The following is a 16,964-nucleotide window of genomic DNA, read 5'->3' on the forward strand; positions in this document are numbered from 1 at the left end:
TATACTCAATTTTGTACTATTACAAGGAGAGTAAGTTATGGCTGTCAGTTTAGATTTAACCAAATTAGGAAGTCCAAGTGCTCTTAGTTTGTTTGCCAGTGCGGACACAATTCCAGCAATGATTGCGGCCGGTGCTGTTTTGGCAGTTAATGCCGCGTTGTTCTCTTATTCAGAATATAAAAGCTATCAAGAAAAAGTACATAAAGAAAAAATGAAGAACGTGAATGATCTATATCTAGCTCATTTAAAACAGATAATAGTACCTCATCACGGCAAAATTCATGGCTTCCCACCGATTTTTCAGCTGGTTGATGGTATCTATCAATCCATGCATTTTACCCCAGCGCAAGTGAAAGATATTGGTACTGAAGTACCGCATGGAACAGATATTTCCCTATCAAGCTATCGAGAATCCGTTCGTGCTGCAATCAGAAAGCTAAAGGAATATTATTTTTCCCGTAAAAAAGGAAATTCGATTAAGGAAAACGACATCACCGCCGGCGTTCTTTCTTATTTAATGCAAATGCTTGATACCAAATGCCTAAATTTTCTAGGTTATGACTATGATATTGCTTATTTAGATGCAATTTGTAAGTTTATCAATGCTTATTCATCACGAAATGGTGTAAATAGCCAGCATTTTAGCCGTCTTGCGCCTGTTTATGCTCATTTATTAAAAGCCAAACAAAAACTTGAAAAACACAAAGAAATATTATCACTAGAAGAAACAGTAGCAGAATTAAAAGATAGTTGTGTAAATCATAGCGACATTCTTATTCGCATGCTGGTTAAAATGGTTATTAAAGATCCAGATACCGATCTTGCTGATACAGTTGCCCAAGAAGAACTTAAAGAAGGGATTCTACGTCAACATTATATTCATTCTGAAGTATTAGGCTTTGAAATACGTTCCGATGATAAAATCCTTATCCCTGAGTCTATTTTTAAAGATTGGATAAAAAAATTATCTGATTATTACCTTAGGGCACAAAATACCGACTTAGGTCAACAGGACAATAATCTGCATTCACCTAATGATTTTTTTGTTTTTCTTAATAAAGCAAAAGAAATCTTAGGCCGAAAACTTTTTGGCCATCACAAAGAGCAAGAGAAAATGCATGCGCAGTTAAAGCTAATTCGTAAGGTATTCCAAGAAAGCGGAAATTTTATAAGCACTCGCTATAATAAACACAGCAAAAAATTTGAGATCATTACTGACTCATTACATCTTGTCGATCGCTCACTAATCATGGCAAAAGTTGCCAAACTGGCTCATGAAATCATTTCGCTCCAGTATTTATGTATGCATTTACTAAAAAGCATTCAACTTCTTGGCGATCTTTATGTGAATAACCCTGCTCATTTTTGCAAGATATTTGATGTGCTCGATCGACTCTGTATTCTCATTCAAGATGATGTACGAAGCACAAAAAAAGCGTTTAGACAACTTCAAGAAGACAATGATAATAACATGCAGATAGAAGAAAAAGAGCTATTTCCTAATCAAGTTAAAGATGCTCTTGAGTCTATTTATGGTGAAATCAAAGATCTTGGTGAACAAGTCAAAGAATGTCGTCAAGCCGCAATCAAATCAATCAAAGTATATACCGAAAAATCAGTACATTATGAAATGCTGGCAATTGCTAAAGCTATTTCAAATATGTATTTTGATGCATCAAATGACCCCATACTTGACCATGGGAATACGAACACGCCCAACACAACACCTGATGAAACAATCAATATGCCCGAGGAACAATCTCCTCAGGTTGAGGAACAAGATAATTTAATTGAGAATATGAATACGTTCACGCAAGAACTTCACGATCGAATTTTAGAAATCCAAAAAACGGAATTATTTCAGTCCAATAATTACTTCAAAATTTATGATGCATTAGTTATTTTGAAAAATAAAACCATTGAATTACTCAAGGAAAACACAAAAGACCCTGTGCGTATTGATAAAGCAAACAACATGCTCCAACTAACCTCTGCTTTATTAAATGAAACGCTTAAATTTCTAAATCAACCTACAGCCGAACGGCAAGTTGGAGCAACACGTTTCTTTAATAAAATACATAGCCAATTAAACAATGAAAGTAATATATCGTTCATTGATCGACATCATAATCAGGCTTCTGGCTTTATCTATAAGTATGTATGTAGCCAAGGCATTTTCCGCACCGACACACGTAGAAAACTGGCTCAATTTGAAGAGGCTTGCTTAAAAGCAAGTTACAACTAACACTAGTTTATCAAAGCCAAAGATCAGCATGGTGCTAAATGAACGAATGCTCTCGATAAAAAAACACCTATGTTAGTTGAAATAAGCTATTCAATCTTATATTGTTGCACCAGAATTTGATGCCATTAAAAAGGAGTTTTTATGCTTGGAGAATATAAGTTAAGCGAGTATAAGGTTCTTGATTTTTTTGTAAAACACGTGGATCTTGAATTAGATCTGACTAAAGAAACCGTACAATCAAAGGCCGTATTAAAAATTGAGCCTAATCCCCTATCCCATCCTCAATCTAATACTCTGCAATTAGACTTTGAAAATATGATCTTAACCGCCCTTTCACTTAATGGCCGACCACTTACTGCTGATGAATATCAACTTAAAGATAATTCATTAATAATTAAAGGAGTACCTCAAGATAAATCATTTACACTCGAAGCAACAACGCTCTTAGGCGAAAATACCGATTTATTTGGCTTATATAAAACTGAGGGAACCGTACTTGTTAAAGCAGAAACCGAAGGCCTACGCCGCGTATTTCCCTGCAAAGATCGACCGGATAATCTGGCTACCTATAAAACGACGATTATTGCGAACAAAAAACAATACCCAACACTCCTTTCAAATGGCGTACTTACCGATGAAAAAGATCTCGGTAATGACACCCACTCAGCAACATGGATCGATCCAATTCCTAAGCCCAGCTATCTTTTTGCCATAGTTGCAGGCCAATTAACCTGCGCCCCAACCTCATATACAACGAAACTAGGTCGAAAAATAGATATTAATTTTCACGTCCCTGAAGATGCGGTTTCTCAGTCGGCTTTTGCTCAAAAAGTATTGAAAGCAGCAATGGAGTGGGATGAAAAGCGTTTTGATTTAGAATGTCTTCTTCCTGAATATAAAGTTGCAGGAGTAAATAAATACCCATCTGGAGCATCAGAACCTACTGGCTTAAATTTATTTAACACCGCCAACTTGTTTGCCACACCAGAAAGTAGAACAGATACAGATATCATCCGTGTACTCGATGTGGTTTCACATGAATATTTTCATACCTGGACTGGTAATTTTGTCACAATTCGTGATTGGTTTAATTTACCAGCCAAAGAAGGTTTAACTACGTTTAGAGCCTCCTTGTTTCTTGAGCACTTACTTGGCATTGATCTGGAACGCATGCTTGAAGGGAGAAGCATTGATGGACAAGCACCACGACCAGACGCTTATACCGCCGTGCGAAGTCTATACACCAATGCAGCATATGAAAAAAGTGCTGAAATTTTTCGTATGATTATGAATACCTTAGGTGAAGAAGCCTTCAATAAAGCATTAGCAACTTTTTTAAAAGCCAATATGGGTAACGCGGTAACGCTTGAAAATATCTTAGACTCATTAAGTGAACAATGTGGCAAAGACATTCGTCCCTTTTTAAATTGGTTCACTCAGTCTGGTGTTCCTAAAATATCCGTCAGCGATGAATATGATCCAGAAAACAAAATTTATAAATTAAAATTTGTAACAAAAGACGGCAAAGAAAGACCCATTCCAATTGATATCGCACTATTAAATAGAAACGGCCAACACCTGTTTGCCAAAGATATGACGTTTATGGTCAATCAATCTGAAATGGTATGCGAATATGTGGACGTTCCAGAATGCCCCATGCCTTCATTATTACGTGGATTCTCTGCTCCAGTTCTTCTGGACTTTGCTTACACGAATGAGCAGTTATTATTTTTAATGCAGTATGATAATGACCTATACAATAAGTGTAATGCGGCAAAAATATTGATTACACATATGGTCAGCGATTATTGTTCAGGTAAAACAATTGCCTTTAGTTCTGAGTTTATGGTTACTTATCGCAACCTGTTTTTAAGTCGTAACGAATTGAAAACATGGGTCTTGGCAGAACTATTGGCATTACCTTCAGAAGAAGTATTAATTGCCAGCTTGCCTAATGCCAGTTTTGAACAGATTGCTGCGGGACGTCACTTGATTCAGCAAACACTAGCGCAAGAATTAAAAACTGATTTACAAAATATTGTGATGACGCTCGAAACTAAATCCGCAACGAATCATATACTTTTTGATATGACTGCGGCAGGAAATCGTCGTTTTAAATCAGTTTGTTATTCTTATTTACTTACCGTAGAGCCTAAAGCAACAGAACAAGCGTTGATTGAGCAATTCAACGAAGCTCTAGGCCATAATATGACAGAAACTATTTCTGCACTAACATTATTGGCTGATGCAAATTACAAACAACTCGATGATTTATTAGGGCGTTTTTATAGTTATTGGCAAAAAGATATTAATGCGATTAATTATTGGTTTAATTTACAAGCCTCAGCCCACTCATCCAATGTAGTACAGCAGGTTGAAAAACTGATGCATCACCCTGCTATTGATTTATCTAATCCCAATAAAGTGAATGCATTATTAGGAACGTTTATAAAAAATCCCTATGGTTTCCATGCAACCTCCGGTGAGGGATATAAATTAGTTGCCTCATTCATTCTGCAATTAGAAAAAACAAACCCTACATTAGCGGCTAATTTAACAGAAAAATTTAATACATGGGATAAATACGATAAGAAACGTCAACAACTAATGCTGGATAGCCTGCAATACATCAGTGCTAAGTCAGTAACTCCAGATGTGAGCAATATGGCAAAAAAGGGATTAGAGAAGGCAAAGACTAATTTGCCTTCTCTATCAATAGGGGAACTAAGTAATTGGACATTTCTAGCACCGGCCAGTCCTAAACAAAAATCTAGAACAGTAGTATTACCAGAAGAAGAGTTAGATGATGAGACAGAGTTTTGCAGTGTTTTAGAAAAGCCTTAGTATTGTACCCGGGACAGCCATTTAAATAAAACGGGGGCATCTCTTTTAATTTATTCTAATAGAGATGCCCCAAAACTATTCAAGTACTCAGTATCAACGCAGTGCCTGAGTGTGGTCGGATTCTATAAAGGTTGAGGGTAGTGCTGGTTTTATATTAGTGCTGCTTTGAGTGGGAGCTGACAGTGAAAAAAATGCATTTCTTGAGTTAGATACACTGACTGAACTATTTTGTTGTGGTGCCAATACAGTCCTTTGTTTTAATGCCTGATTTAAAACTAATTTAGGAGCGTCCTTTTCTGTAAAAGACTCATCATAATCCTCGATAGAACTGCACGGTTGGGATTCACTATTTTCAGAGTCCGTACTGCTATCAATATAAATAGAAATGGTATTTACTGGTTTATTTTTATGAGCAGAAACAGCATTTTCCGCCAGAGAACTTCCAGCACTGCTAGATACTCTTTGTTGTATCTCTTGCTCAGCAGAAGAAGTATCTGGTATTAAATAGGGTATCTCTTCTATGCGGTTAGGACGTCTGAATAAATATATTGCCTCAGTACATGTCTTTTGACCTTTGGGATAATAAATCCCCTGTTGCCAGATTTTCATTTTCATACTTTCATTATTAATGTCTTTGTTTACTAGTTCTAATGTTTCTTTAAGGAGTTTCTCTTCCTTAAAATGTAATCCAAAAACCCCCCCGGCAGTAAGGACATTAAAATTTGTTTGTAGTAATGGTCTTAAAAATTTATTCTTATATTCTCCCAATGTTGTATAAAGTTTCCAGACCTGAGCTTTTTCATTATCGCCATTAATGCCATATTTTTCTTGAGCAGCAAAAAATGGAGGAGACGTAAATGCAAATGAAAAACACCCCCCATTTCTTTTTATTACATCACTTGAGTCAACTGTTTCTATACCTTCCTGATACAATTGAACATTAAAGTTAGGGTTGTAGTTTGGTTTTAAATCCGCAACAAGCTGATTCCCGGCTGTAATAACCTTTGGATTAGGATCGAAACCAACATATGACTTAAATGCTTGCCCCTTGGCACAAAGAAGCGCTGCTGTTAATCTATCTAACCACCCTATTGATGAATCAAAAAAATTAAGCGGGGTATTCTCATTAATAATTTTTTCTTGTACCAGGTAATAATATATATCGATTACGGACGTGGGTCTGAAATGTGTTGCCGAGGATCTACGATTAATTTGTTGCACTATATGCTTACTCATAAATAACTGCGTCGTTTTTGTCATAAATTTTTCAAGTGCTGGAAAAATTGACATATGCAATTCACTATCGCTATTCCATGTTTCCTGATTTGATTTCTTCTTTCCTTTCGGGGTATTATTTAATTCATCTATGATAAAACGATTGGAGATAATAGATCCGGCATTAGGGTTAAATTCTAAGATAAATAAGTCATTTTGCATATTCACAGTTCGTTGATAATTATATATTTTTTCTATGGTATCTGAATATTTTTTGTCTGTGACATCATGTGCATCACTTATTGAGATGTTGTACTCTCTAATGACATTGACTAATTTGATAGAAAAAACACGGACGAAAAACTTAACTATCAGCTCATTTCTATCTTTATTTTCATTGGGCAGTAGTATCGACTCCATTGTTTCCTGAAATTGGTTTAAATATTTGTTAATCGTATTTGTAGAAACAGATAATTGCTCATTTTCAACTAGATCAACACTATCCATATCGATAATTGATGTAATTGCTAAGATAAATTTTTCTTTATTTATACTATCAATGCTGTAATCCTTTAGAGGATACCCTTTGGCATTACGACATAATTTTTTTAATAAGTCTGTTGTAGCGATTTCATTTAAGATACATTCAATTTTTAAATACGTTTTTTCAGCAAAAATAATGTCTTGCTTGTTCGGGGTATTTACAACAACAAAATGGTCAGAATCTGAGCTTTCACTATCGGTATGCGCAACTTGGGTTAGAGCTTGACTATTTTCCAGAAGGGATGAGTTTACGGGTTGCCATGTTATGGTTTTGGTCGCACTAGAATAAACCCTCTTATATCCTGAGCTCGAAGACAGGATTGGATTGGAATACTCACTTTGACTTGGGGAAGAATGTATTTGTCCAGGTAAAGAATATAAGGGCTGGGGAGATAGTGTTGGAATGTTCGTAGGGAAAGGCAATATAGGCTGCGTAAATAGCGTTGGAGGATATGTGGGGAAAGGAAATGCGGGCGGCGTAAATAGTGTTGGGGGGTACGTGGGGAAAGGAAATGCAGGTTGCGTAAATAATTCTTGGGAATACCTGGGGAAAGTATTTATTGGTGTAAAAATCCCTGGGATACCATTAAAATAAATGATTTGTGAGGATTGGTGATTGATTGGTTCATGTGAATAGCTAGCCGATGAATGTGAACTATTGTGAGGCATAATAGACTCATCGCTAGACTCAGAATGCCCTTTGTTTTTTTTGTGGGTGTGTTTTCATGTATTGATGAATCAGTATTTGGACGTTTTTTAATGCTTTGCTCATAATTATCTATGCTTTGTGTGTTTTTTAATCCTACTTTATTGCTTTTTGTTTTTTTCATTTTAATATTCTCTTCATTATTTTAATGATGGCTTCGCCAGTTGAATCTTCCTGGATAATATCGAAGATAACGTCTCTTTTATAAATCTTTGAAGAGTAAAAATACTCTTATAAACTAGCAACTGGTTTTGTCCATATCAAATATGGTGAGTTTTGTTAAAAACAAGATGCGGCAAAATTGTACTCTTATGATAAATTTAGTCAATCGGCAGATTTTTCCAAAATAAAATGAGTCAGGACAAGCATAGATGAGTCTTCATGAGCCTAGGATAAATACGAGCATGAAGTTACCATTGAATAAATGGGGTCAATTTTAAATAGATGCCAAGATTGTTATGGCATTAAAATCCAGACAGATCAATGCCAAACCAGTGCTATGCTCCGATATATGATGCGCTTTCTATAATCCAATACATCTATTGCACCAACAAAGAACACTATGTTACAATTAAGCACTTATTTGATCCAAATAAAACTCCTCATATGACCAATACTACAAAGATTCCTTTTCTTTTTTTTAAAGAAAAGAGGCGCTTTTTTTTCTCTCAGAGTGAATGTGATTACATCTGGAGCTCTGATGAATCAGAAAATACAGGAGACATAAGCTTCTATTTACTCAACAAGCTAAAAGGTTGGAATATCTATGAACAAAAGATTGTTGAAATACTAGCCCGGCCCGGTAATTTAGCAAAAACAAAGGAAACCGAGTATTTCTGGAGAAAAAAAAACGTCAAAATATGTTTAGAAACTTTAGCAGAGTTAGATGAACTTGGTAACGGGCTTGATTGCGCCCGTGCGATTAGCACTATGCTTAATGATATATCTCTGCTTATCAATCAGGGCTACACCATTGGTATTAATTTTCGAGAAGTATTTCTTGTTCAAGAAGGGAAAGAACCACCCTCGCATTTTCGCCCGAATATCGATATTTGTGTAACCAGCATTACAGAGTATAAAAAAAAGAGAGAACTGCTTTCGTACCAATTGGGAAAAATCATTTTTAATGAATTTAAACCGCGCATTGCTCCCCAACCTAAAACACTGGTTCCATCAAATCAAGCCATTATTTATTCAGATAACCCGCATTATGAGATGTGGAATGATTACAAGACTCCTTTAAAAGATTACCGCTATTTCAATTCTGCTTTAGCAAGCTTCATTCATTTTTTCTATCAAGTTAATTACCAATATTTCAGAAATATATCTCCAGTTTTTGCGTTTACGTTCCCAGTTTCTGTTGGTGATTTAATTCCTGTTTTTCAATACTATTCAGGAATGTTAAATAGCGAATTAATCCTTATTTTTAAAGGAAGCCAATATGAGAATGAACTCGAAAGACAAAAGGTTTACGAAGAACTATTAAAACTAATAGAACAAAGCAAATGTACTTTAATGGTTCATGTTGTTTTAATCACTCAGGATAATCTAAAAGCCAATCTGCTTGATTTAAAACCCAATACACAAGAAAAACCAGGTCTATTCCACCCCTTACCCCAAGACGCCGGCTATTATTTATCTTCAACCAAAATTTTATCGTCTATTTATCGAGCGATTCAAGCACTGAGTGTAAACCCAGAACGCTGGTTTGATAAGCTTGAATCGCTTAACAAACGGCATCAGAAAAAACCAAAAGCGCAGCCAGGGGCTTATATTCTCGCTACAAAAACCAGTAAGAACGTAAGAAAATCAAAAACTTTAACTCAAGGTCAACTAAAATCTAAAGTCCGCTTGGCTGTAACGCATCAAGAAGCAGTAACACAAACTCAGACGGTAAATGAAGAGGTTCAACAAACTCAAGCCCAAAAGGTAAATGTAAATGAAGAGATAAGCCATTCGGCCAGCTCCTCTATGGAAAGAGGCATCTCATGGAACTTGAAGACGAATCTAGATGATTTCTGTAAAAAATTGGAATTTTTTGCAAAAAAAAGACTACCGAAGATAACAGAAAACGAACAACTATTAGAGCAAGCAGGTTATTGTACCCAATTTTACTTAAAAAATCATAGTCGACGCAACTTCTATGAACAATTAGCAAATGATCAAAACGTTCGTTTGCAAATAGCCACAAAATTATTTGGTCATGCCTTAATAGAGCGAGAAAATGAACCAGGCTCCTTTCTCAATGTTAAATTGCCTCACTATTCCGTGGATAATATTGAAGAATACATAGCGAATAGATTAATAGAAAACCTCGAGAACACACGAGATGGCTTACCTGTAAAGAATCGTTCCATTAAAGAAAGTTTCATTTTTGGACGCACTTTATATGAAGTGAAACAATTATATGGTAATAGTAAAAATCATGTACCTAAACCCCTTATTTTTTCTCATCTATCCTACTTATCCCAATTGCAATCGGATGATACAGACATCAATGGATTTCAATCACCTTTAAATTATCTAGTATTACTAACTGAGGATGAATTAGCTTCCGTCGAGTCCGAGCAAAGGGACGCGCTTATCAAGCTTGCTGAAGCGTTGTTAACACTCTTTCAACCTCATCCCCCTTTAAGTCAAGAAGAGATCCTGGCTATTGAAATACAATTTTTACAATTGCTCCAATTTTATTTTCCTGACCGTACTGAAGATATCACACGTTTAGAACAATTTATTTCACGTTTTGAAGTTCACAATGAAGATAACTTAAAAATCTTACTGCAAATTATTATTGGTAGACATAAACAGGGATTGGAATTATTTTTTAAATTACTGTTTTTTTTAGAAGAACGTTCACTTTTAGACAACTTTTATAAAACTCATTTCCAATATGCTATAAGCATATCAGCGGTCGAACGACTATTTGAAATTCCTATTGGCTCTATTTTTCTGAAGCTAGCGCTCAAAACGCCTATAGGAAACGCTACTAATGATTGGCCTATTTTTGAAAAATTTGCCCACCATTTATTATTATTTGCAGCGCAAAATAATCTCGCTCTTGATTATAATGAACTAAATAAGTTAGAGAATTTTTGGAAACGCATTTATGCCAAGTTTTTGTCTTATAGTGGAGAACAAGAAGAAGCTCAAAAACTACTAAACAATCTGATACAACAATTAATAAGCAAACAAGGTTTAGCCATTGCCCCACTTTCCGAATTTGAAACGTTCTATATAGGACTAGAATATATACTTGACCATGCCCTAGAAAAGCATGCTTTAAAAGAACAAATTGATGAAATCTGCGGGATTTCTCTGTTACCTACTGATGCTCCTTATGTCTGCGAATGGAATGGTTTTCAAGTGATCTGCCCAGAAATGCAAATCCACGCCACAGCAATTAATCCATTAACCAAGACCTACTCCGTTTCCACTACACAACTCTTAAACGCCATGACGCATCACAAATCAGGTGATGCCTCGCTTAAAATAGCGCTCTTTCGTTACTTAGGAACTCAATCCCTGCGCGAAGACATTGCCTTCTATCGTACATTGTATCAAAAAATAACTCAGACAGAGGATTCTACTGCGGCCTATATTTCAGAGCTTTTATGCGCATACTATGTCATTAACTATACCGGGAACGAATATCGTCATGATATTAATCAAAAAACATTTTCTATGAATTTTATTCATTTTTTGACGGACCACGGCTTAAATAAAACCATATCAGCAACTCAGACATCCACTTATATTAAGAATTTTTTTGTTCATCTTCATCAAATACCTACGGATGAACAAAATGGAATTCAAAGTTTATGGAGTATTTGGCGAGAACAGCGCGTTTCTGCTTTCACTATTGCCAAAACCCCTATCCCGGAAATTTTCTTAAGAAAATTCACGTCGAAACGCCTAGGGCATTTTTTATTAACCCAGAAAGAAAATCTGGAAAAAGCCCTGCCAGCCTTAGGTAATGATCCCAAAATTGTAGCAACACTCATTAATCAGTGGAGCACTGAATTAAACATTCCATGCGAACACAAAAGACTCGTAGAGCAGTATTTAAAAAGATTATATCCCGGATTGGATATGAAAACTCTACTGCAGAACACCACAAAGATTGCCAGTCTTTTGGAATCAATGTCCTCTTTATCACGCAGCAATCCAAAAAGCTTTATTTATTTGGCCCTTGATCACCTCATGGATAAAAATACCACCGTCGATGCCTTTGTGTGCTTAATTGAACTCATTGCCGTGGAAATGACAAAGCACCAAGGTCATGCTGAAGATAAAATGGCCACCAATTTTTTACTCACCTTGGCGAAAAGGCCTCAGATTTACCAGGCTTTACCTCAAGCAAAAATCTTAATTAGTATTCTACTTGCATCCCTTTTAAAAATTAAAGTGAAAGACAATCTCGAACTTCTTTTAAACCTCATCGAAACGTTGCTAGCACTCGACATGGACGAAGCGCAACAAGTATTCACCGCGCTGATGCAAATGGTGAGGCATAATGAGGGAGTACAGTTTCTAAATGCCCATCCTTATTTAAATGCGGTCCAATTAAGGGAACTAAGCAAATTTGTACAAAAAGTTCAGCCCTCATCGCTAACGATGAATATCATGGAATGGCTGTATGAAAAAAACTCTTATTATGATCTTAGTGAGTTGAATGCCTTCTTAGATCAAAAACCGATAGATGAAATTCAGTGCTTATTAAGATTAGCCCATAGGACTTGCCAACTTACAGAACGGGATTTCATAAATGAATTAAAAACACTTAAAGATAAGCCTCTAAATGAGTTAAAAAAAGTAGTCCAGCTACAAAAATTATACCCCCTTAACGCTCAAGAAATTTTAGCGCTATTAGCGACTCCCTGTTTGAACGAAACTATAGCCGCATTTCAGCGTCAAAAATACCAAGAGAATCTACAAAGATATCACTATGATCCGCAGGTTATAAGAAAACAGATTGCGCACATCAAACTGAAATCTCATCAAACGGATGAGGATTCGTCATTAAGCAATGAAGAGCAAGAATGCTTATGGCGTGATTACCAGTTACTAATATCTTATATGACGGAAAAACCTATTAAGGTTGAAATTCAAGGGGTTACCAAAGAACTTACGATTAATGAGTTAACTGATAACGACTTTCAGAGCTTATTCAAAACGCTACAAATTCGGATCAGCAAAGAAGAAGACCGGCTCCACAATCAATTACTGTTGATTGCAATAAGCGCTGAAGCACTTTATCGAACCACAAATAAATTTCCCCGTAGCACACAACTCATAACTTTATTGAAATGCCTACATTATCCAGGCAATTTAATTCATGAAGTTAAAACCGGTGAGGGAAAGAGCATTATTGCGGCAATGCATGGTGCGTTGCTTTGCAGTTTAGGCAGAACAGTCGATATTGTCACTGAAAATAACCAGCTGGCGAAAAATGCGTTAGAAAAATTTGGGCCATTTTACCAATACCTAGGCATTTCTCATGGAGAAAATATCCTTACGGCGCAAAGCGCCCATCATGAATATATTGCAAATGGCATGAACTACTCTACTGCCTCCAATCTTGCTTTATTCCGAACGCGCATGGCGTTAGAAAAGAAGGTACTACCCAAAAATCCGGCATTGGTAAGCGATGAGATCGATGCCGCATTAACAACTACCGTTCAGTTTCGTTTAGCTGCAACGTTAGATCCCCTGTTAAATAACTCCAAGACCTGGGCGTGTATATACCAATATGTTCTTCAGTTTGTAAAAGAAGAAGAGATCTATCTTAAGAATCACTGCAGTCAAGAAGAAGATATTCTTAATTTAAAAAATTACTTCATTATCCAGAACCCCGAGGCAGATTTTCTTAAGTTTACGAATAAAATTTCCAATGAGCTACTAGGCGTCTTAATTGAATCAGCGATGATAGCCTATAATTTGGAAGAAAACATAGATTACTATGTGGTTGAAACGAAAGAGCTCGTATCAAAGCATTATTATGCAGCGCCGATCATTGCGAGCACTAATAGACCAGATCCCAATGTGAGTTATTCAGAATATGTGCAACAACTGTTGCATACATTACTCAATAACAAAAATCCACCACCAACTTACCCATTCATTATTGAACCAAGCACTGAAGCACTTATTGTTATCAGCGCTAAAAACTTCTTTGATTATTATCGATTAAATGATGGACCTATTGTTGGGCTAACAGGAACAGCAGGCTCACTTATCGAGCGCGCTGAATTTTATAAGCAACATGGTTTAGTTGCTATCAGCTATCCGACATTCCACCCCGATCGTTCTGAGGATTTAGGCTTAGTCACCTCATTCGGAACGGATGCACATCATAAAAAAATTATTGAATGGATTGAAAACCATAAAAAAGAAAATGTGGCACAACCCATTTTATTGATCACCCACTCACCACAAGCTACAGAGCACTTACGTAATTCCTTAGCTACACATACGAAATGGAAGTTACAATGTTATCACGGCTATGAAGACGCAGGAAAATCAGAGGAAAACGTTATTTATACGGCAGGTCAGGATCATTGGCTCACTATAGCCAATCAAAGTCTCGCTCGAGGAGCCGATATTGAACCCCAGCATGAGAATGGCTTGGTGGTCATTAATACGTGTACTGATCTAACGCCAAGTGAGTTGCGACAAATTCAAGGTAGAGCCGCCCGTAATGGCAAAAGTGGGCAATTCATTTCCATTATTGATGCACAAGCGATTGGTTCACCCTCCGACTCAGAGGAACTATTGACCGAGGCATTTAAGGCTCATCAACATCAGCTCAGTCTTAAACAGCAGCAAGAGCGTTTGAAAATGCGCTTATTAGAAGAAGCCCGCTATCTAATGGTCAGTGAATACGTTCTTAAACTTCGTGCAACAGCCGATAAAATTTTGATGCGACAATTTGGGGAAGGCAACTCAATTGTAGACCATGAAAAATTTACACGTACTTTAAGTACACTGAACCAACGTGCCGAGAAGCATTATGCGGAGCTATTAGACAAACATAAAGTAATAAACGATGAAATAACCCAGGAATTTTTAGCAGCACGAATTAAAGATCAACAGGAAATGCTTGCGCAATGGTTTGCGGAACATAAATTCAGCAATGTGCGATTCGTTGAACCATCAATTCCTCTTGAATTCTTAAATAGCTTTGCTCCACAACTACAAGGAACAACCATTGCTCAATTAAGTGCTTTCGCTGATATTTTTCATCGCAAATGGAAAATTGATGGCCATCAACAAACAAAGCAACATTTTGAAAACATAGATGAGCTTGTTACTCTATTTGACCCCTATTTTAAAAAGAAATGCAGCTTTAAGCAGGCGCTTGGACAAACTTTAGAAGAAAAAGGACTTATTAATGCAGAACAAATTGACGTATTGATAGTTAAACTTAAAACCAACCTTGATGAAATGCTTGAATATGCTCAATCGATTTCAGTGGTGGGACGCTTCGTACCGGTCAAACGCATAAAAAAGTTTGTTGCTGACTATCTCACGATGACCAAAACCCAAATTCAAGAAAAGAAATGGGAGCAAGTGAGTCTGCCAACGATTGACTTATCGGGAATAAGTACCTGGTTTTCTGGAGTGAGTACCGCGCTAACGCTAAGTTCTCTAATTGTTGGTGGCCCAATACCTTTTATTGTAAACCGCTTTATTGTACCAACCGTTTTCGGATGGATAAAAAATAAGCTCAAGCAACAATTTGCCAGTTCAAAATCACTCGTAGCACAAATACTTATCGGTATCGATGACATTGGTAATGATTTGCCAGAGGCGATTAAAGCGCTTACCTCCTTATCGGAGGAAAAAGAAATTAAAGTGGGGTTGCTTTTAGATAAGTTTGGCACGCTTGCAAAAAACAAAGCGCTTTTATTAGCATTATCAAACTACTTGAAGTTAATTAAACGGTCTGAATACATTCCCTTTGTACAAGCCATTCCCGATGTATTGGGTATATTAGAAACCTATCGCGATTGCCAACCCAACGCACTGCTAAACGTTGATACCCTAATGGTATTTATACAACAAGCCTCCCACTCAGAACTCATTTTAAAAACCTTAGAAAATAGCCCCTATAAAGCCAGCTTAGAGCGAATCGCCCAATTAAACCCTAAATTCATAACCCAAGTCAGTGCATTTTCTTTCCCTGAATTTATAAATTTATTAAAGGTCGCAGCTCATCCTAACTTCTTTACTTTATTGACAAAACTCCCACCAGATACAACTTATAATCAATTGTGCCAATGGATTGAAAAAGCACCTGCAGATTTATCTGAAGATTCCCAGCAAGCAATTAAAGAGTTACTGGACTATCAAACAAATCATGAGCGTATTGCCGAAGAAAATAAACAAGAACTGCTAAATTTACGCACAACATACAGTTTAACTACAGAGAAATTTAAAGCTGGGTTGGATAAATTAACCCCCCAATACCGGGAACAAACAAAAGCAATTTCTACTCAGGAGCTTAAATCATTAAGAAACCTATATTTTTGGGTAAAACACGCTGCGAAATTATTGGTGCTATTAGCACTGACCGCATTCATGATATACAGCGCTGTATATCTCTCTGCCCCCATTGCGCTTACCTGTCTCATCCTCATTGGGTGGATAGCATTTCCTTACATTAAACAACAAATTTCTACATGGCGAAATGCATTGGAAAATACTGTTCCTGAAGCCCCCCCACTCGCACCAAACATACTTCATTCGCTTAACAAAAATCAAACAGGGTTATCTTGTCTTAATTCCCTGGCCCCCAATCAAAAAGAGTCAAAAAATGAAAAAATCAAGTCGCACAATCATAAACCCACGAGTAGAATAGATTCAGAGCACGGATTTTTTGCTCCACAGGTAGCCAAAGAAACTTCATCAGAAACGAAAAATGATGAATATTGTGCGCGGCTCATCTTCTAGGTGGAAAAGAAAAATCCTTTAAAACGCAGATATCATATATAATGAAGAGAATCATCATGAACTATTTTACAAAAGCCTGCATTTTTTTCTTCGTTTCCCCGAGAGCCATATTGGTTGCAAAGAAACAAGAGCTCAAGGTGGTAAGCTCGCCAGCAACACAAAGTATCTGCTGGTCAAAACATAAATATATCTCTTATTATTTTCTTAAAGAACCATTGGCAATTATTTTATACAAAATAAAAGATAAATTATAAAATAACAGATGAATATGATATACAAGCTAGAAATCAATGATTGTCTGACCAGCTAATCGGAATCTTTAAAGAGAAGGATGATGCAAAATAAATATAAAAAAATAGGCTTTGGCTTATTATTCATTTCTTATAGCTTACTTTTTTTTCTTATTTTCACCAAACAATTAAAATTAGATTTTTCTTCCTTGTATGCAGCAAGTCAGGC

Annotated in this window: 5 protein-coding genes; 3 read left to right on the forward strand and 2 right to left on the reverse strand. The window is 36.4% G+C overall.

Features of this window, described 5'->3' with window-relative positions; all coding sequences use genetic code 11:
- Positions 1–37: 37 nt before the first annotated feature.
- Positions 38–2,245, forward strand: a complete 2,208-nt coding sequence (locus LDG_RS04025) for a hypothetical protein (protein ID WP_006869873.1) — start codon at positions 38–40, stop codon at positions 2,243–2,245.
- Positions 2,246–2,386: 141 nt separating this feature from the next.
- Positions 2,387–5,089, forward strand: a complete 2,703-nt coding sequence (locus tag LDG_RS04030) for a DUF3458 domain-containing protein (protein WP_006869874.1) — start codon at positions 2,387–2,389, stop codon at positions 5,087–5,089.
- A gap of 93 nt (positions 5,090–5,182) precedes the next feature.
- On the opposite strand, the gene LDG_RS04035 is transcribed toward LDG_RS04030, so the two are convergent.
- Both LDG_RS04035 and LDG_RS19255 read right to left on the reverse strand, forming a co-directional pair.
- A complete protein-coding gene (locus LDG_RS04035; protein ID WP_148263501.1) occupies positions 5,183–6,811 on the reverse strand; it encodes a hypothetical protein in 1,629 nt (542 codons plus the stop codon).
- A 593-nt stretch (positions 6,812–7,404) separates the two neighbouring features.
- The gene (locus LDG_RS19255) at positions 7,405–7,677 is read right to left on the reverse strand and encodes a hypothetical protein (protein WP_148263502.1); all 273 of its coding nucleotides are present in this window, start codon (positions 7,675–7,677) and stop codon (positions 7,405–7,407) included.
- A 359-nt stretch (positions 7,678–8,036) separates the two neighbouring features.
- Here LDG_RS19255 and LDG_RS04040 point away from each other — a divergent pair, with 359 nt between their 5' ends.
- Positions 8,037–16,505: a preprotein translocase subunit SecA gene (locus LDG_RS04040; protein WP_148263503.1), complete on the forward strand. Its 8,469-nt coding sequence runs from the start codon at positions 8,037–8,039 to the stop codon at positions 16,503–16,505.
- Positions 16,506–16,964 lie beyond the last annotated feature (459 nt).

The sequence above is a fragment of the Legionella drancourtii LLAP12 genome (assembly GCF_000162755.2).
Lineage (GTDB): Bacteria > Pseudomonadota > Gammaproteobacteria > Legionellales > Legionellaceae > Legionella > Legionella drancourtii.

Bases quoted from the DNA above. Each gene is read 5' to 3' on its own strand.
- LDG_RS04025 (WP_006869873.1), top strand. From the start codon at position 38: ATGGCTGTCAGTTTAGATTTAACCAAATTAGGAAGTCCAAGTGCTCTT.
- LDG_RS04030 (WP_006869874.1), top strand. From the start codon at position 2,387: ATGCTTGGAGAATATAAGTTAAGCGAGTATAAGGTTCTTGATTTTTTT.
- LDG_RS04035 (WP_148263501.1), bottom strand. From the start codon at position 6,811: ATGGATAGTGTTGATCTAGTTGAAAATGAGCAATTATCTGTTTCTACA.
- LDG_RS19255 (WP_148263502.1), bottom strand. From the start codon at position 7,677: ATGAAAAAAACAAAAAGCAATAAAGTAGGATTAAAAAACACACAAAGC.
- LDG_RS04040 (WP_148263503.1), top strand. From the start codon at position 8,037: ATGCCAAACCAGTGCTATGCTCCGATATATGATGCGCTTTCTATAATC.